A 17,639-nucleotide genomic window follows, 5' to 3' on the forward strand; every position below is an offset into this window, starting at 1 on the left:
CACCGAGCTACCGGCGGCTCCCGGACGGGTATCACGATCCACAGCGTGAGCACTACCCTCGCCTCTGTGATCACGGGCGAGCTCAAGAGCAAGATCGATCGAGTATGGGATGCGTTCTGGTCCGGCGGCATCTCCAACCCTCTCGAAGTGATCGAGCAGATCACCTACCTACTCTTCATCCGCCGACTCGACGACCTGCAGACGCTGAAAGAGAAAAAGGCCCGGGTTACGGGTGTCATCGAAGATCCGATCTTCGAGTCGAACCAGAACCGGCTACGTTGGAGCCGGTTCAAGAACGACGACGCCGACGTGATGCACGAGCTGGTTACCGACGAGGTCTTCCCGCTGCTGCGCAAGTTGGGCGGCGACGGATCGACGTACTCCGACCACATGCGGGACGCACGCTTCACCATTCCCACGCCGGCGTTGCTGTCACGTGTCGTCGACATGCTCGACGGCATCCCCATGGAGCACCGCGACACCAACGGCGACCTGTACGAGTACCTGCTTTCCAAGATCGCCAGCGCGGGGGTCAACGGCCAGTTCCGCACGCCGCGTCACATCATCAACCTGATGGTCGCAATGACCGCACCCCGACCCGACGACGAGATCTGCGACCCGGCCTGCGGCACCGCGGGCTTCCTCGTGTCGGCGTCGGAGTACGTCCGAGACACCCACCCCGGCGCGCTGACCAACGACACGCAGCGCAAGCACTTCCACCGCAGCATGTTCCACGGCTACGACTTCGACTCCACAATGCTGCGCATCGGCAGCATGAACATGCTCCTGCACGGCATCGAATCCCCCGACATCCGCTACCGCGACTCCCTGTCGGAGGGAGCGAGCGAAGACACCGCGCGGTACACACTCGTCCTGGCTAACCCGCCGTTCGCCGGATCACTCGACGCCGAGTCAACTGCGAAGGACCTGCAGCGGGTGGTGAAGACGAAGAAGACCGAACTCTTATTCCTCGCCCTGTTCCTTAAACTGCTTAAGCCCGGTGGCCGTGCGGCCGTGATCGTTCCTGACGGCGTTTTGTTCGGCTCCTCTAAAGCCCACAAAGACTTGCGTAAGGACCTCGTCGAGAAGCAGAAGCTAGACGCTATCGTAAAACTTCCTTCGGGGGTATTCCGGCCGTACGCTGGCGTCTCCACGGCAATCCTGTTCTTCACCAAGACTGACTCCGGCGGCACCGACGACGTGTGGTTCTACGACGTCTACGCCGACGGCTTTTCCCTGGACGACAGACGCAACCCAATCGACGACGACGACCTGCCCGACGTACTCACCCGCTGGGCCGCCCGCACAACCACTGAGCGTGACCGCGATCGCACCGACCAATCCTTCTGTGTACCCAAGGCCGACATCGCTGCACAGGACTACGACCTCTCCCTCAATCGGTACAAAAAGATCATCCATGATGATATCGAACTGCGCCCGCCGCTGGAGATCATCGCCGATATCGAGGTCCTCAGCGAGGAGCTTGCCAAGGGGCTGGCGGAACTCAAGGCGATGCTCTCATGAGATTGGTCGCTCTTGGCGAGCTTGTTGAGATTGTATCGGGGGCGACCCCGAGGTCGGAAGTCGCCGAATACTGGGGTGGTGACATCCGCTGGGTCACCCCCGCAGATCTGAGCAAGCTCAACGGCCCGTACATCGCAACAACCCCACGCACGATCACCAGGGCTGGACTCGCGAGCTGCGCTGCCACCGTGCTTCCAGTCGGCTCTGTCCTACTCAGCTCGCGGGCGCCGATCGGCCACGTAGCCATCAACACCGAGCCAATGGCGACAAACCAGGGTTTCAAGAGCCTAGTCCCTCGCGACGGCCGCCTGAACGCCAAGTATCTGTACCACTGGCTCCGAGCAAGGACGGATTACCTACAGAGTTTGGGCAACGGTGCGACATTCAAGGAGTTGTCGAAAGCGACAGTCGAACGCGTAGAGATTCCGCTCCCAATGCCCGATAAGCAGCGGCACATCGCAGCGATCCTTGACCGGGCCGAGGCCCTGGGTGCGAAACACCGCCGAGTCATCGCTCGAATTGAGGAGCTCAGTCAGTCAATATTCTCTTCGGTCTTTGGTGAGCACGAATACAGTATGGAACGCCTCGATAGTCTCGTAGACCGTGGCGACAGAATGAACTACGGCGTAATCCAGCCAGGCGACGACACACCTGGCGGCGTACCGCTTATTCGCATATCGAATCTTTCGGCTGGTGCCGTTGACCGGCGAAAACTAAAGCACATCTCACCAGATATCGAGGCAAGGTACGCACGATCTCGCATACGCGGGAACGAGATCCTCGTCAGCTGCGTGGGTAGCATTGGCGAAGTTAGCGTCGTCTCGAACGCAGATATTGGCAGCAACATTGCCAGGGCGGTCACGCGAATACCTATATCGGATCCGGTAATGCGCTCGTACGTGGCCGCGTACCTCCGCACGCACGCACCGCAACGCTATTTTAGGTCGGAGTTGCGAACCGTCGCTCAGCCCACCTTGAACGTCAGACAGCTCGCCGCAACGCAGGTTCCAATGGCCTCACGCGAACTCTTGGAATCGTTCGTTCGCAATGCGGAACAGGTCACCGCACAAGGAGTCGTTGCAGTGCGTGCCCTCGCCATCGACGAGGCGCTATTCGAGTCAGTACGGTCGCGCGCGTTCCGAGGTGAGCTCTGATGGGCAACTTCGACTTCGCAGGCGGAACATTGCCGACCGTCCATCCGGACTGCGCGAGAGCAGAGGCGCATCTGTCCACAGACCCCCGCTCGGCGTGCTTCTACAGCCGCCGAGCCGTGGAGGGTTTGGTGAAGCACCTGTACGACGTGATGGCCCTGAAGGCGCCCTACAAGAACGACCTCGCCGCCCGGATCGACGACGCGGCCTTCAAAGCGAAGGTCGGGGTGGGCATTGCCCAGAAGCTCACCCTGATCCGCAAGCTCGGCAACACCGCCGTGCACGAACAGAAGCCGGTCCCGCCGCGCGTGGCGCTTGACGTGCTCCGCGAACTACACCACGTCGTCGTCTGGGCGGCGTTCCGGTACTCGACAGATCCGCAGGCTGTACCGACTCAGGCGCAGTTCGATCCGGCACTCGCATCCAAGGCCGCACCGCTGACCCGTGAGGAGGTTCAGCGGCTGGCGGCGAAGTTCGTCGCTCAGGACGAGGCGCACGCCAAGGAAATTGCGGAGAAAGACGAGCTGTCGGCTGCAAAGGACGCCGAGATCTCACTGCTCCGCGAGCAGATCGCGGCAGCGCAGGCCGCCAACACAAAGGTCGACGACCACGACTACACCGAGGCGCAGACCCGCGATCTGTTCATTGATCTCCTGCTGCGCGAAGCCGGCTGGCCGCTGGACGAGGCCCGCGATCGCGAGTACCCGGTCACCGGCATGCCGAACAACGGCGGCACCGGAAAGGTCGACTACGTGCTGTGGGGCGCGGATGGGCGCCCCCTGGCCATAGTCGAGGCGAAACGGACCACGAAGAGCGCAGGAAACGGCCAGCAGCAGGCGAAGCTCTACGCCGACTGCCTGGAGCAGCAGTTCGATCGTCGGCCGGTCATCTTCTACACCAACGGCTACGAGCACTGGCTCTGGGACGACGGCGCCGGCTACCCGCCGCGCGAGGTCCAGGGCTTCCTCAACCGCGACGAGCTGGAACTGATGATCCAGCGACGCGACACCCGGCTGCCGCTTTCCGGCTCCACCGTCGACACCACGATCGTCGAGCGGCCCTACCAGCACGAGGCCATTCAGGCCGTCGGCGCCGCCTTCGACGAGAAGCAGCGCGAAGCCCTGCTCGTCATGGCCACGGGCTCGGGCAAGACGCGCACCGTCATCGCCCTGATCGACCAGCTGATGAAGGCCGGGTGGGTCAAGCGCGTGCTGTTCCTCGCCGACCGCACCGCGCTCGTCAACCAGGCCACCAACGCGTTCAAGGCGCACCTGCCGGGGGTCACGACCGTCAACCTGGTCACCGAGAAGGCCGTCGACGGGCGGGTCTACACCTCCACATACCCGACGATGCTCAACCTGATCAACGCCACGGACGGCGGGCTGCGTCGGTTCGGCCCCGGCCACTTCGATCTCGTCGTCATCGATGAGGCGCACCGGTCGGTGTACCAGAAGTACGGCGCGATCTTCGACTGGTTTGACGGGCTGCTGATCGGGCTGACCGCGACCCCGAAGGACGAGGTCGACCACAACACCTATCGGCTGTTCAACCTGGAGGACGGTGTCCCCACCTCCTCCTACGGGCTAGGCGAGGCGGTGCGCGACAAGTTCCTGGTGCCGCCTCGTGGGGTCGCGGTGGGCACCAAGTTCCTCCGCCACGGCATCCGCTATGCCGACCTCTCCACGGAGGAGAAGGACGAGTGGGACGCCCTCGACTGGGGCGACGGTGACGTCCCGGACGAGGTCGGTGCCGAGGAGCTCAACCGGTTCCTGTTCAACGAGGACACCGTCGACAAGGTCCTGGCCAACCTGATGGACAAGGGCCACAAGGTCTCCGGGGGCGACCTGCTGGGCAAGACGATCGTGTTCGCCAAGAATCAGGCCCACGCCGAGTTCATCCAGCGCCGGTTCGACGTCCAGTGGCCGCACCTGGCCGGCGAGTTCGCCCGTATGATCACGCACGGCACCGCCTACGCCCAGAAGCTCATCGACGACTTCTCCACCACCGACAAGTCCCCGCATATCGCGATCTCCGTCGACATGCTCGATACCGGGATCGACGTGCCCGACGTCGTCAACCTCGTGTTCTTCAAGACGGTCCGGTCGAAGAGCAAGTTTTGGCAGATGCTCGGCCGCGGGACCCGGCTGCGCCGCGACCTGTTTGGTCCAGGCGTTCACAAGTCGGACTTCTACGTCTTCGACTTCTGCGGCAACCTCGAGTTCTTCAGCCAGGATCTGCCCGGCTCCGAGGGATCCTTGCAGAAGTCGCTGACGCAGCGGCTGTTCGAGGCTCGCCTGGGCCTGATCCGCGGGCTCGACACGGCCGGCACCGAGGAGCCGCTGCGGGCGAGCACGACCGAGGCCCTGCACCGCTTCGTCGCGGGGATGACGCTGGACAACGTCCTCGTCCGGCCGCATCGGAAATGGGTGGAGCGCTACACCGACGGCGCCGCATGGACGTCGATCTCGGACGATGATGTGCAACAGCTCCTCACCCATCTCGCCGGGCTTCCGTCCACCGACACCGACGAAGACGAGCAGGCCAAACGGTTCGACCTGATCGTGCTCCGGCGCCAGCTCGCGCAGCTCGACGGTGACGCGGTGACCGCGGAGCGACTGCGCGAACAGGTGCAGGAGATCGCCGCGGTGCTGCTCGGGAAGCAGGCGATCCCGTCGGTGGCCGAGCAGCTTGCCCTGCTCGACGCGGTGTCTGGCGACGAATGGTGGATCGACGTCACCCTGCCGATGCTGGAGTTCGCCCGGCTCCGGATCCGCGGCCTCGTACGGTTCGTCGAGAAGGGCAGGCGCAACCCCGTCTACACCGACTTCGCCGACGAACTGAGTGCGGCCGTGGAAATCGACCTCCCTGGAGTCGTCCCGGGCACGAACCCCGAGCGCTACCGGGCCAAGGCCGCCGCGTACTTCCAGGAGCACGAGGATCACGTCTCCCTCCAAAGGCTACGCCGCAACAAGCAGCTCACCCCCGACGACCTACTTGCCCTTGAGGAGATGCTGCTGGCCAGTGGCGCGGGTCCGGTCGACGCCAGCTGGGTGGCCGACCAGGGCCTCGGGGTGTTCATCCGCTCGATCGTCGGGCTCGACCACCAGGCCGCCACCGAGGCGTTTGGCCACTACCTCGACGGAAGCCGGTTCACCGTCCACCAGATCCGTTTCGTACACCTGATCATCAACGAGCTGACGTCCAATGGAGTTGTCGAGCCGCGACGGCTCTTCGAGTCCCCGTACACCGATCACGCCCCCACTGGGCCGGACGCTCTGTTCCCAGAAGCCGATGTCGAGGTCATCGTCGACATCCTTCACGAGGTTCGGAACCGGGCCAGGGCAGGTGTGGCCTAGCAGCGACATGCTGCTCAACATGGAGCCAGGCGTGGAGCGAAACGGTGGTGATCCGTGTGGCGTGGAGCCATCAACGAGTATTGAGCTCGACCGTAGGGGCAGGCAGAGGACTTGGTTGAGCCCGTGGACAACACTCCTAAAGCGGGTGCCGCAGGTTCGAATCCTGCCGGGGGCACAAGCACTGACCAGTGGATACGCCTCGCGATATCGCGGGCAGACACCCCGCGTGGCACGTTTCGTGGCACGAACTCGCTCTATGGTGGATCCATGCCACCTCGGAAACGACGGCAGCGCGGCTCGGTCCTCCCGCTGCCGAGCGGCTCCTCCTGGAGCGCTTCTACGCTCGCCTGCAGCGCTGCCGGGAGATGTGCACCGGCCGGGCCCGCGGCGGACACACCTGTCGGCCGTTGAGCAGCAGCACCACCCGCAAGATCCACTACCTCATCCGCGGCACGCTCGGGTGCTCCGGAGTTCGAGGCGCAGGGCGAGCCGGCGGTAGCGTTCGCCGATGGCCCGCGGCAGGAACGGGGTCGACCCGTCGGGTGCGGGGGAGAAGACGAAGGCGTCGAGGCTGAGGGCGGAGCCGAGCTCGGCGCAGCGGGATTCGAACAGCTCGCGGTGGGCGGCAAGCCGGGTCGGAGCTCAGATCGCCCACCTGGTCGGCTCCGACGATCGGTTCGACGCGTTCGTCTGGTCGGCATGTTGTGCACCGACGCACGCGACCGGCCGCGCTCCTGACCGGGATCCGCTACTGCAGGGATGCCACACCGGAGTCACGCCGCGTCGTTCCATTGTCATCATATGGATCCCGAACATGGCCTGGCCCGTACCTCCGGCGAACGGAACCCGGCCGCTCATGCATCAAGGATGCGGTTGAGTGCAGGTGCGACGTCGCGGTGGGTATGCACGAGGTGCAGCGTTCCGTGTCCGAGGCGGGCGAGATCGCGCCCCAGGGGCAAGTCATGCTCGCCGTCGGTCTCGATCAGCACATGCAGTTTGCTGAACCGGCGGGCGATGTCGCGGGGATCGGGGCCGGCGTTGTGCACCGCGTCGGTCAACAAGATCGCGGTCTTCCGACGTGCGGCCGACCGGGCGAGCTCGGCGTGGGCGACGGACAGGCCGAAGCCGACGTTGGTCAGCCCGCGGGCCGGGATCCGTAGCAGCGCGTCCAGCAGTGCCGACGGGGTGGACCGCTCGGTCAGGCCCGTGATCACCGCGGCGTCGGACCAGAACGCCACCAGCGCCAACTGGTCCCCGGCACCGGGCAGGTCCGCGGACAGCGCCGCCACCGTCGCCGCGGCGATCCGCACCTTCTCACCCCGCATCGACCCGGACACGTCCACGATGAGCACCGCCGCCCGGCGGCTACTCATCCGTTCGCGCACGACCACGTCGGCGTCCTCCGGTACCGGACGCTCGACCAGCACCTCGATCGTGCGGTCCAGGTCGATGTCGTCGGAGCGGTAGGCGTAGGGCATCGACGCCGGCGGCCCGGTGCCCCGCTCGGGCTGCGGGTCGCGCCGGGGGCGGCGCACCCACAGCCTCCGCGCGATCGCCTGCGCCATCGACGCCACCGCCGGATCGGGGGCGGTGTCCTCGAGCAGATCGTCGAGCTCCTTCTGCACGGCCCGTTGGGCGGTGACCAGGACGCCCTGCCCGCCCGCGGGCAGCTGGTCGGAGCCGCGGCCGCGGCCGGGGCCCAGCTCGGCCACGACCGGCGCACCCGTTCCCCGGGAGAACAGGTCGGGGGCGCTGTCAAGCTTCTTGGGCTTGCGGCGCAGCGGTTGCAGCGTCCGTCGCTCACCGCTCTCGGCCGTGGGCAGCGCGACGGCGCTGTCGAGATTCAGGCGGTGCGGACCCGGCGCTGCCCGCCGGGGGCGGAGAAAAAAAGGTCCTCCCAGATCGCGGTGATCACCTGTTCCGGCGTGGCGTCGGAGGCCTCGTCCACCCCGACCCGCGCCGAGAGCGCCAGCAGCGCCGCGTCGAGCAGCATCCGTTTCTGGTCGGCACCGGGCTCGATCCGGACCAGCTCCACTGCGATCGCCACCAGGTCGATCGCGCCGCGCACGCTCGAACCGCGGCGCAGCTCGGGATGCGAACGCGTCGCCCGTGTGAGAGCCACCCCGTCACCGATCAGCGCCGGGTCGTCGCACCCGGTGCGGCGGGCGACGATGTCCGCCTCCTCCGGCGCCGACTGGTAGCCCACCGCGAGCCGGCACCACCGGTCGTAGACCGAGTCCGAGATTCGCGCGGTGCCCACGTTGTCAAACGGGTTCATCGACGCCAGCACCCGGAACGACGGCGCGGCGGGGATCGTCCCCACCCGCGGCACCGTCACCGCCCGCTCGGCCATCGCCCCGAGCAGCACGTTCAACGTGTCCTCCGGTGCCCGGTTGAGCTCCTCGATGTAGAGGAATCCGCCGGTCTGCATCGCCTCGACCATCGGCCCGGGCACGAAGTTGTCCGGGGAGTAGTCCTCCTTCAGCACCCGTGCCGGGTTGTGGTGCCCGACCAGCCGCGCCGGCGTCAGCTCCGCATTGCCCTCCACCAGCACGAACGGCACACCCCACCGCTCGGTGATCGCGCGCAGCATCGTCGACTTCGACGTGCCTGGCGGACCTTCCAGCATCACGTCCCGACCGGCGGACACCGCCGCCAGCACCAGGGTCAGCTCACGACCACGGCCCACCACCGCCGCCGCGATCGCGTCCCGCGCCCGCTCGTCCACCGAAGTCGACACTGTCTGCTCCCCTCTCAGCCCGCCGCCGCGCGCAGCGCGCACGCGGCCGCGGTCACCGGCCTGTGACGGCGCGGCACCTGCACCGCTCCCGTGTCGTCACCGAGCAGTTCCACCGAATCGACCCCCAGGTCTTCCAGCACGGACGACGCCACGTCTGCGGACGCTCGGCGCGCAGTCTCGTCGACCCGCCCCAGCAGCGTGCACGCGCGCACCGTCCCTGCCGCCCGGACGTAGATGACGACGCCGCGCCCCCGGGCGGTGACCGAGGCCATCGCGTCGTCGAGGGCACGCCCGCAACCGCAAGCCAGCGACCCGAACACGTCGCCCGACAGGCATTCGGTGTGAACGTGCACCAGGACGTCGTCCGCACCCGCGACCGTCCCGGCGACCAGTGCCACGTGCTCCGCCCCGTCGTGCACCCCTCGGTAGCCGAACGCGCGCAGCCCCCCGCGAGCCGTGGGGAGCCCGGTCTCGGCGATGCGCCGGACCTGCAGCTCGGCCCGACGCCGGTGCGTCACCAGCTCCGCGATCGACACGATCTCCAGGTCGTGCTCCCGTGCGAAGCCCTCCAGCTCCGGCCCGCGAGCCATCTCGCCGGGCCGGTCCCGCGAGACGATCTCGCACAGAGCTCCCGCTGGACGGAGCCCGGCCATACGGGCGAGGTCGACGGCTGCCTCGGCGTGACCCGGGCGGACCAGGACGCCGCCCTCGCGCGCCCGCAGGGGGACGACGTGCCCGGGCCGTACGAGGTCCGAGGGCCGCGTCGCAGACCCGGCCAGCGCGGCCACCGTCCGTGACCTGGACGTCGCGGAGATGCCCGTCCCGGTGCCGCGCAGGTCGACCGTGACGCGGTAGGCGGTGCCGAAGCGGTCGCCGTTGGAATGGTGCATAGGCGGCAGGTCCAACCGTTCGCACTCGTCACCGGTCAGGGCGACGCACACGTAGCCCGACGTGTGCCGGACGGTGAAGGCCAGCAGCTCGGGGGTGGCGCACTCGGCCGCGAAGACCAGATCGCCCTCGTCCTCACGGTCGGCGTCGTCGACGACCACCACGGGCCGACCGGCCGCGACCGCGGCGGCGGCCCGGCTCACGCGGTCCGGTGTCGGGGGCGGGGTCACGCGGATCGTGCCGGTGTTCCTCATGCGCGTCTCACTCCGGGGTCGTCAGATCGCGGCGAGCCGGCGGAACCGGCTGCCGTGGAACACCAGCGGCGCGGTGTCGGGCCGCGCCAGCAGGCCGTGGATGCGCAGCAGCGCGATCGCGTGGTCGCCGGCAGCCACCTCCTCGTGCAGCGAGCAGTCCAGCCACGCCGATGACCCGTGCACCAGGACCCCGCCCTCCGCCGTCGCCTCCCACCCCACCCCCGCGAACCGGTCGCCGGACTTGCGCGACAGGCTCAGGCAGATCTCGTCGTGGCCCTCGGCCAGCACGCTCAACCCGAGCCGGGGCCGCGCGCGCAACTTCGGCCACGTCGCCGACACGTCCTGCACGCACACCGATACCAGCGGCGGCGCGACCGACACCGACGTGAACGAGCTCGCGGCCATCCCGACGGGCTCGCCGTCGACCACCGCGCACACGGCCGTCACCCCCGAGGGGAAGCAGCCGAACGCCCGGCGGAGCTGCGCCGGGTCCGTGCCCACGGCCTCGATCTCGATCATCCTGCGGTACGCCCTCCCTCGCCGACGATCGCGGATCAGATCAACAGGAGCCCGTCGACCGGGTCGGCCACACCGAGGAGCGCGGCACCGGCCGGAACGAATGCACCGTCGGGGTGCAGGTACGAATGGTTCTTCAGGAAGTTGACGTCCCGCTGCTGGCGCTGGAGCGGGTTGTCCAGGTGAAAGACGCTCGACCCGGATCCTTCGACGACGATCTCGATGGCGTCCCGGGCGACCTGGCAGATCCTGGGTGAGGCCATGCGCAGTGTGGCGGCGGTCTCGACGTTCGCGGTCTCTCCGCGGTCGGACAGCTCCGACACCACCCGCAGGGTCTCGTCCCAGAGTGTGCGGGCCATCCTGGCCTCGGTCACCGCCTGCCCGTACCGACCCCACGCCTCCGGATGGTCGCGCTGCGGGCCGAGCCCGAAACCCACGATCCGGGTCTGGATCCGCTGGTGCATGTCCTCGACGGCCGCCTCCGCGCAGCCGACCGCGACCGCGGCAAGCAGGACGTCGAACATGCGGATGATGGAGAAGCCCTCGAGCGGGCGCACGTCGTCCGGGTCCGCCGGGTTCAGGCGCTCCTGCCCGAACGCCGTCCACTGCCGGTCCGCCGGGATGAAGTGGTCCTCCAGCGCGAAGGTGTTCGACCCGGTGGCCTTCATGCCCGCCATGTGCCAGATGTCGATGAGCGCGACGTCGGCGACGTCGGCGCACAGGCCGAGGACGACGGGGTCCTCACCCTCCGGGCGTTCCTCGAGGGTGATGAGCAGGACGTGGTCGGCGTTCATGATGCCACTCGCGAAGGGCCACTTCCCCGTGACGCGCCACCCTCCCTCCACCGGGACCGCCGTGCCGGAGGGCGTCGCCTGGAACCCGGCCGAGAGCGCTGCGGTGGCCAACGGGCGGCCCTGCAGCAAGTGCCTCAGGTCCTGCGTGATCGACACGTTGTGCACGACCAGGAACGAGTACACCCAGGCGGTCGAGGCGCAGCCCTTGGCCAAGATCCGGGTGATCGTGCCGAGCTCGCGCATGCCGTAGCCGTGGCCGCCCTCGCTCTGCGGGCTCACCACGTACAGGAGACCGGCGGCGTGCAGGTCGGAGATCGTCTCGTCGGGGATGCGGCGCAGGTCCTCCGCGGCGCGCGCACGCTTTCGCAGGACGGGCACGAGGGCCTCGGCGCGCGCGAACAGCTCCTCCGCGGACGGGCGTTCGGCGGTTCGTCCGGACGTAGTCAGTGTGCTGGTCATGGTTCTCCCTCTCAGAGCTGCATGCAGCCGGCATCGACCGGGAGCGAGACCCCGGTGACGTAACGGGCTTCGTCGGACGCGAGGAACACGATGGCGTTGGAGATGTCGACCGGTTCGATCCACGGGATCGGCAGGATGTTGAGGGAGGCGAACCCGTCCTTGGCGTCCTCCGCGTCCGGGGACTCCAGGTCCGGGCGGAAGAGCCGGTACATCGGGTCGTTCTGGATCATGTCGGTGTTCACCGACGTGGGGTGGATCGAGTTGACGCGGACGTGGAACGGGGCCAGCTCGTGCGTCATCGCCCGGAGCAACCCGGTCACGCCGTGCTTGGCCGCGGTGTAATGGGCAACGCCCCCGTTGCCCTTCAGTCCGTACACCGAGCTCGTCGCGATGAACGCGCCCCCGCCCGCCGCGATCAGGTGCTCCACCGTGGCCTTCGCGGTGTTGAACACTCCGGTCAGATTGATGTCGATCATGTCCTGCCACTGCTCGGCCGTCAGGTCGCGGACACCGCCGAAGCTGCAGATGCCGGCGTTCGCGGCGACGATGTCCAGACGGCCCAGCTCCGCGACACCGGCGTCCACGGCCGCGACCAGCGCGGCCGCATCCCGGACGTCGGCGGTCCGGTGCACGATCCGCCGGTCCTCGGCCTCCACGAGCTTCGCGGTCTCCGCCAGGTCCGCCTCGCCGGACATCCCGTACGGGACGGTACCGACCTGGTCGCAGATGTCGACCGCGATGATGTCCGCGCCCTCCTGCGCCATCCGGACCGCATGACTGCGCCCCTGGCCCCTGGCTGCTCCGGTCACGAACGCGACCTTGCCGTCCAACCTGCCCACGTCGACTCCTTCGTCACCGGTCCGCCGAGAGGCTGTCCCGCGTCGGACCGCCTGCTGGCACCACAGCATCTGTCGGGCGCCGGCACCGCGGAGCTCTCAGTTGTGAGACCGCACCGTGGTCGCCGAGTCGTCTTCACTGCAGGGGCCAACGGCGGCACGAGAGGGTGCGCGACAACGCCTGCACCGGCTCGCCGCTACGACGACAGGAGGCGTCATGGGACGACTCGAAGGCAAGGTCGCACTCGTCACGGGAGCGGCTCGCGGCCAGGGCAGATCGCATGCCGTGCACCTGGCAGAGGAGGGCGCGGACATCGTCGCCGTGGACCTGTGCGGGCAGATCGACAGCATCCCGTACGCCATGGGCCGGCCCGAGGACCTGGCACGCACGGCGGAGCTCGTGGAGGGGCTCGACCGGCGCATCGTCACGAGTCAGGCCGACGTCCGCGACAGCGCAGCCATGGAGCAGGCGGTGTCCGAGGCTGTCGCGCAGTTCGGGCAGATCTACGTGCTGTGCGCGAACGCCGGTGTGTTCAGCTTCGCCCCCTTCACCGAGCTGACCGATGAGCTCTGGGACGACATGATCGGCGTGACGCTGACCGGGGTGTTCCGGACGGTTCGCGCGGTCCTGCCCGTGATGCTGGAGCAGGAGCGCGGCTCCATTGTGCTGACCGGCTCGACGGCCAGCCGGAAGGGCTACGCGAACTTCGCCCATTACACCGCGGCGAAGCACGGGGTGGTAGGCATCATGCGGTCTCTGGTGCAGGAGGTGTCCTCGAAGAACATCCGCGTCAACTGCGTCCTGCCGACGACGGTGGCGACCGACATGGTGACCAACGATGCGGTCTACCGGCTCTTCGATCCGGAGTCACCGAGCCGGGAGAGCTTCGAGAACGTGATCGCCTCCATGAACGCCCTGCCTGTGGGCACGATCCAGCCCATCGACATCTCACGGGCCGTCGCCTGGCTCGCCTCCGACGAGTCCCGGTACGTCACGGGGATCTGCCTGCCGGTGGACGCGGGGTTCCACGAGAAGGTCGGCTGAGTCCGAGCACGGGGCCTCGGCCACGCTGACCGGCCCCGGGATGTTCCTGGACAGGACACCCCGGGGCCCGGGCGGCGCAGACCGGTCAGCGAGTGGCGTCGGCCCCTGCCGCCGCCTGTCGCAGACGGGTGGTGCGGTGCACCGGATCGGTGTCGAACTTAGGGATGACGTGCTCACCCATCAGCTTGATCATCCGCAGCGTCTCCTCCTTCGACTTGACCCCCCGCAGCATCAGGAACTGGTCGGCACCGGTGGCCTCCCAGCGCCGAATCTGCGCGACCGCGTCGTCCGGGTCGCCGACGATGGCCGCCCCGAGCTCGAGGAAGCCCTCGAGCGCCTCCTCTGTGAGGTCCGGCATCACCTCCGGCCAGACGGGGAAGCCCTCCGGTCGCGGGAAGGTGTCGTGGTAGCGGAACACCTGGCTCATCTGGTAGTTGTTCCCGCCCTGGAGGAAGTCGCGGCGCGCCTGGTCGCGGTCCTCGGCGATCGAGTTGAACCCGTTCGCCACGATGAGGTTGTCGTTCACCCACGCACCGACCGGCTCGTCGCACTCGGCGACCGCCTTCTTGTAGGACTTGATCGCGGCGTCGGTGCGGGGGAGCTCGTCGAGTGAGAACCCAAGTGCCCCCATCCCCTTGCGGCCGCACATCTCGAAGCTCGACGTGTTGCCGGCGGCGTACCAGATGCCGGGGTGCAGGGCACCGTAGGGCTTGGGCAGCACCTTGCGCGGGGGCATGTCCCAGTAGGTCCCCGAGAAGCCCTCGTAGACGTCCTGGGTCCACATCTTCACGAACTCGCCGATGGTCTCCTCGAAGATCTTCTTCGTCTCCGAGACGTCGGTGATCTCGGTGTGGAAGCCGGTGACCTCCGTGCTGCCGGCCCCGCGGCCGACCCCGAACTCGAACCTGCCCTCGGTGAGGTGGTCGAGCATCGCCACGCGTTCGGCCACCGCGGCCGGGTGGTGCACCTTCGGCAGCGGGTTGAAGATCCCCGACCCGATGTGCGCGGTGGTGGTCAGGGCACCCAGGGCGCCGAGGAAGACGTCGCTGGCCGAGATGTGGCTGTACTCGTCGAGGAAGTGGTGCTCGGAGATCCAGATGTACTTGAAACCCGCGGCCTCGGCGGCGAGGCAGACCTCCAGGTCGTCCATCAGCACCTGGTGCTCCGCGTTCGGGTCGCCCTGCCGGACGTGCGCCGGCAGGTAGCCCTGGGTGAGAAAGCCGAATTCCACGTCGTTCTCCTCGTTGTCGTCAGTGGGTGGACGCCCGGGAACGGGCAGCGCAGGACACCGGCGTACGCCGGTGCGGTGGATCACCCGCAGGTGTCGATCTGCGGTGCAGGAGTACTCCGGGCCGGATCAGCGCCGGGGCGGGTCTGTGATCCCGAGGTGGCGGATCTTGCGGTAGATGGTCGCCCGGGAGACGCCGAGCGATGCAGCGGCGGCTTCCCGCTTCCAGCCCACGGAACGCAGCGCCGCGACGATCGTGTCGCGTTCTGCGAGCTCGAGATCGGTCAGCCGCCGGGAGCCGCTCCGCTGCCTCGGCCGGCACTCCTGCGGGAGGTCGTGCTCGGTGATGTCGCAGTGCATCGAGTTCACGAGGGCGGTGGCGACGGTGCGGCGCAGCTCGGTGGTGTTGCCGAGCCACTGGCGAGCCATGAGGAGTGCGAGGGCCGCAGCGGTGCACCGGACGCGGCGACCGGCTCCGACGCGCTCGCGGATCACTTCGTCCACCAGCGCAGGGATGTCGGCACGCCGGTCCCGCAGGGGTGGCACCTCGATCACGACGTCGACCACCGACTCCCAGTGGCACGGCAGCTCGGCCGCCGAGCCCGTCATCGCGATCCTCGGGGTCGCCGCCCGGCGAGCCGCGTGGCAGACGGCCACCGCTGCGTCCGGCTCGGCCGCCTCGACGTGGCGCAGGAGCACCGGTCGCCCGACCTCCACGGCTCGGACGGCTGCTGCTGCCCACCCCGTGCCGCCGCTCTCGCTCGAGCGGCAGTCGAGGTCGACCGGGTCGTCCTCCCGACCACCGTCGTCGATCAGCACGGTGCGGGCCAGCGTCGCCTTACCGACACCCGGTTCGCCCCGCAGCAGGACGCACCCCGGCACCAACCTCGCCTGGGCGACGGCGCGCTGCACCCCGCGCCACGCCTCCGACCAGCTGTTCCGGCCAGGTGACCCCTTGGCCGCGCGCGGCACCTCGACCGACTGCTGCGACCTCGGGCGCGCCTCGGCGAAGGTGACGAGAACGCCTGCGGCACCGGTCCGGTCGGAGACCGGGGAAGCGTGCGCCACGACCGCCCGTGCGCCGCTCAGGACGACCGTTCCCGTCGTCTCCCGTCCGGTCCGGACGACTCCGACCGCCCAGTCCCAGAGCAGTGCGTGGTCGTGCGGGTCGAAGAGCTGCGCCGCCCGGGTGTTGGTGAACAGGACGTCCTCGTTCAGGCAGGCCACCGCGTGCGACGTCCGACGGTTGCGTGTCACGAACGCGTCGAACAGCGCCCGTTCGCGCATCGAGGCGAGGTCGTACAAGCGCTGCTCGATCTCCCCGGCCGCCGCCGTGATCAGGGGCAGCAACAGGTCGTTGGTGTCCTCGACGCTGCAGCTGAGGTCGAGGACACCCTCGAGTCGTCCGGTGATGGGGTGGATGATCGGGGCCCCCACGCACGTGAAGACCTGCATCGACTCGATGAAGTGGTCGGCGCCCTTGAGCACCAGCGGGCGCCGCTCGACGAGCACGGTACCCAGCCCGTTCGTCGCCGCCGTCTCCTCCGACGCCAGGGCGCCCTGCACGATCGTGATCCGGTCGAGCTTGCGCGCCAACTGGGACGAGGCCGCCTCGCGCCGGACGATCCACCCCCTGCTGTCACCGAGCATCACGCACATCGAGGAACCGGTGAGCTGTCGAGCGAGGCGGTCGAGAACGGGATCCGCGGCACGTCCGAGCCGCGTCTCCCCGTCACGGTCACCGTCGAACGGCAGGGCCAGTTCGTGGCCGGGGCCGAGACCGTGCTCCTCGGCCCGCTGCCACGACGACTCGATCAGGCCGAGGGAACCGGTACCTGCGAGACCGGACCCCGCGGCGGGGTGATCGAGCCTCATCGCCGTCTCCTCTCTGCGTAGCACCGGGGCGTCAGCCCACTGAGCGTGTCGATGCGCGCTCGCGGACGAAACCGCCGATGCGGTCGATCGCCGCCTGGGCCTCGGGGATCTGGTCCGCGAACATCTGGAAGACGTGCACCATCTCGTACCCGAGCTGCAGGTGGGCCTCCCCGCCGGAGGCGAGCACCTTGTCCACGATGCGCACGGCGTCGTCCTCGAGGACCTCGCTCGTCCCGGCCTGCACCAGAAGCGGCGGCAGCCCGGCGAGGTCGGCGAAGAGCGCGGACACCCGGGGATCGGCGGGGTCGATCCCGCTGTCCCCGATGTAGCCGTCGGCCATCTGCTGCAGCAGATCGCGGTTGACGAGGGGGTCCACCGCCTCACGGGCCGACATCGAGTCCCCGCTGAGCGTCAGGTCCGCCCACGGCGAGCACAGGAAGGCTGCCGGTGGTAGGACATCGCCGGCATCGCGCAGCGCGACCAGGAGTGCCAGCGCGAGGCCTCCTCCGGCGGAGTCCCCGGACACGACGAGATCAGCGGCGTCGACGCCCTCGTCGGCCAGCATCCCCCGGTACACGGCGAGAGCATCGTCCAGCGCCGCCGGGCTGGCGTTCTCCGGCGCGAGCCGGTAGTCCGGCAGGAAGACCGACGCGCCTGCGGCACGCGCGATCCGAGCGGCCAGGTCGCGGTGGCTCCGCGACGAGCCGATGAGGTAACCGCCGGCGTGGAAGTGCAGGACGGTGGTCCGGTCGGACTCCGGGACGGAGATCCACAGGCCCGGCACGCCGCCCACGGTTCCTTCCCGCACGGTCGCGTCGGAGGCCGGTTCCGGACACATGGCGTCGAACCCGACGCGCATGGTCTCGATCGTCGCGTCCGGCCCCAGCCACTTCCCGTACGCGGCCTCGGCGATGTCGTTGACCCTCTGAGAAACCATCGTGACTTCCTTAGTGCTGTCGGGACGGGAGCGTTG

The 17,639-nt window shown here is 68.4% G+C and carries 13 protein-coding genes; 4 read left to right on the plus strand and 9 right to left on the minus strand.

The window, feature by feature from the left end; translation table 11 throughout:
* The first annotated feature begins 45 nt into the window (after positions 1 to 45).
* The 3 genes from I4I81_RS20880 to I4I81_RS20890 are packed head-to-tail and all read left to right on the plus strand — an operon-like array spanning position 46 to position 6,031.
* A complete protein-coding gene (locus tag I4I81_RS20880; protein WP_226363487.1) occupies positions 46 to 1,524 on the plus strand; it encodes a type I restriction-modification system subunit M in 1,479 nt (492 codons plus the stop codon).
* Positions 1,521 to 2,678, plus strand: coding sequence for a restriction endonuclease subunit S (locus tag I4I81_RS20885; RefSeq protein ID WP_218601087.1), 1,158 nt, complete (start codon positions 1,521 to 1,523; stop codon positions 2,676 to 2,678). Before I4I81_RS20880 ends, I4I81_RS20885 begins: the two co-directional genes overlap by 4 nt.
* Positions 2,678 to 6,031 carry a DEAD/DEAH box helicase family protein gene (locus I4I81_RS20890; RefSeq protein WP_218601088.1) on the plus strand — a complete coding sequence of 1,118 codons (3,354 nt, stop codon included), beginning with the start codon at positions 2,678 to 2,680 and terminating at the stop codon, positions 6,029 to 6,031. The genes I4I81_RS20885 and I4I81_RS20890 overlap by 1 nt, the downstream gene beginning before the upstream one ends.
* A gap of 854 nt (positions 6,032 to 6,885) precedes the next feature.
* On the opposite strand, the gene I4I81_RS20895 is transcribed toward I4I81_RS20890, so the two are convergent.
* From I4I81_RS20895 to I4I81_RS20920, 6 genes are all read right to left on the minus strand, one after another.
* The gene (locus I4I81_RS20895; RefSeq protein WP_226363488.1) at positions 6,886 to 7,743 is read right to left on the minus strand and encodes a vWA domain-containing protein; all 858 of its coding nucleotides are present in this window, start codon (positions 7,741 to 7,743) and stop codon (positions 6,886 to 6,888) included.
* Between the two features lie 131 nt (positions 7,744 to 7,874).
* Entirely contained in the window at positions 7,875 to 8,771 is an 897-nt protein-coding gene (locus I4I81_RS20900) for an AAA family ATPase (protein WP_218601089.1), read from the minus strand.
* A 14-nt stretch (positions 8,772 to 8,785) separates the two neighbouring features.
* Positions 8,786 to 9,913 carry a 3,4-dihydroxy-2-butanone-4-phosphate synthase gene (gene ribB, locus I4I81_RS20905; RefSeq protein ID WP_218601090.1) on the minus strand — a complete coding sequence of 376 codons (1,128 nt, stop codon included), beginning with the start codon at positions 9,911 to 9,913 and terminating at the stop codon, positions 8,786 to 8,788.
* A gap of 21 nt (positions 9,914 to 9,934) precedes the next feature.
* Positions 9,935 to 10,432 carry a flavin reductase family protein gene (locus I4I81_RS20910; protein WP_218616276.1) on the minus strand — a complete coding sequence of 166 codons (498 nt, stop codon included), beginning with the start codon at positions 10,430 to 10,432 and terminating at the stop codon, positions 9,935 to 9,937.
* A 35-nt stretch (positions 10,433 to 10,467) separates the two neighbouring features.
* Positions 10,468 to 11,682, minus strand: coding sequence for an acyl-CoA dehydrogenase family protein (locus I4I81_RS20915; protein WP_218601648.1), 1,215 nt, complete (start codon positions 11,680 to 11,682; stop codon positions 10,468 to 10,470).
* Between the two features lie 11 nt (positions 11,683 to 11,693).
* Positions 11,694 to 12,521, minus strand: a complete 828-nt coding sequence (locus I4I81_RS20920) for a mycofactocin-coupled SDR family oxidoreductase (protein ID WP_226363489.1) — start codon at positions 12,519 to 12,521, stop codon at positions 11,694 to 11,696.
* Between the two features lie 115 nt (positions 12,522 to 12,636).
* Here I4I81_RS20920 and I4I81_RS20925 point away from each other — a divergent pair, with 115 nt between their 5' ends.
* Complete coding sequence (locus I4I81_RS20925; protein WP_308187691.1) at positions 12,637 to 13,563, plus strand: mycofactocin-coupled SDR family oxidoreductase; 927 nt, start codon at positions 12,637 to 12,639, stop codon at positions 13,561 to 13,563.
* An 85-nt stretch (positions 13,564 to 13,648) separates the two neighbouring features.
* On the opposite strand, the gene I4I81_RS20930 is transcribed toward I4I81_RS20925, so the two are convergent.
* The 3 genes from I4I81_RS20930 to I4I81_RS20940 all read right to left on the minus strand — a co-directional run bounded on the left by I4I81_RS20930 (position 13,649) and on the right by I4I81_RS20940 (position 17,603).
* The gene (locus I4I81_RS20930) at positions 13,649 to 14,794 is read right to left on the minus strand and encodes an LLM class flavin-dependent oxidoreductase (protein ID WP_218601650.1); all 1,146 of its coding nucleotides are present in this window, start codon (positions 14,792 to 14,794) and stop codon (positions 13,649 to 13,651) included.
* A 126-nt stretch (positions 14,795 to 14,920) separates the two neighbouring features.
* Positions 14,921 to 16,666: a sigma-54-dependent Fis family transcriptional regulator gene (locus tag I4I81_RS20935; RefSeq protein ID WP_218601651.1), complete on the minus strand. Its 1,746-nt coding sequence runs from the start codon at positions 16,664 to 16,666 to the stop codon at positions 14,921 to 14,923.
* A gap of 31 nt (positions 16,667 to 16,697) precedes the next feature.
* Complete coding sequence (locus tag I4I81_RS20940; protein ID WP_218601652.1) at positions 16,698 to 17,603, minus strand: alpha/beta hydrolase fold domain-containing protein; 906 nt, start codon at positions 17,601 to 17,603, stop codon at positions 16,698 to 16,700.
* Positions 17,604 to 17,639: the final 36 nt, after the last annotated feature.

It is taken from the genome of Pseudonocardia abyssalis, from assembly GCF_019263705.2.
Lineage (GTDB): Bacteria > Actinomycetota > Actinomycetes > Mycobacteriales > Pseudonocardiaceae > Pseudonocardia > Pseudonocardia abyssalis.

Bases quoted from the DNA above. Each gene is read 5' to 3' on its own strand.
- I4I81_RS20885 (WP_218601087.1), top strand. From the start codon at position 1,521: ATGAGATTGGTCGCTCTTGGCGAGCTTGTTGAGATTGTATCGGGGGCG.
- I4I81_RS20890 (WP_218601088.1), top strand. From the start codon at position 2,678: ATGGGCAACTTCGACTTCGCAGGCGGAACATTGCCGACCGTCCATCCG.
- ribB (WP_218601090.1), bottom strand. From the start codon at position 9,913: ATGAGGAACACCGGCACGATCCGCGTGACCCCGCCCCCGACACCGGAC.
- I4I81_RS20910 (WP_218616276.1), bottom strand. From the start codon at position 10,432: ATGATCGAGATCGAGGCCGTGGGCACGGACCCGGCGCAGCTCCGCCGG.
- I4I81_RS20915 (WP_218601648.1), bottom strand. From the start codon at position 11,682: ATGACCAGCACACTGACTACGTCCGGACGAACCGCCGAACGCCCGTCC.
- I4I81_RS20935 (WP_218601651.1), bottom strand. From the start codon at position 16,666: ATGAGGCTCGATCACCCCGCCGCGGGGTCCGGTCTCGCAGGTACCGGT.
- I4I81_RS20940 (WP_218601652.1), bottom strand. From the start codon at position 17,603: ATGGTTTCTCAGAGGGTCAACGACATCGCCGAGGCCGCGTACGGGAAG.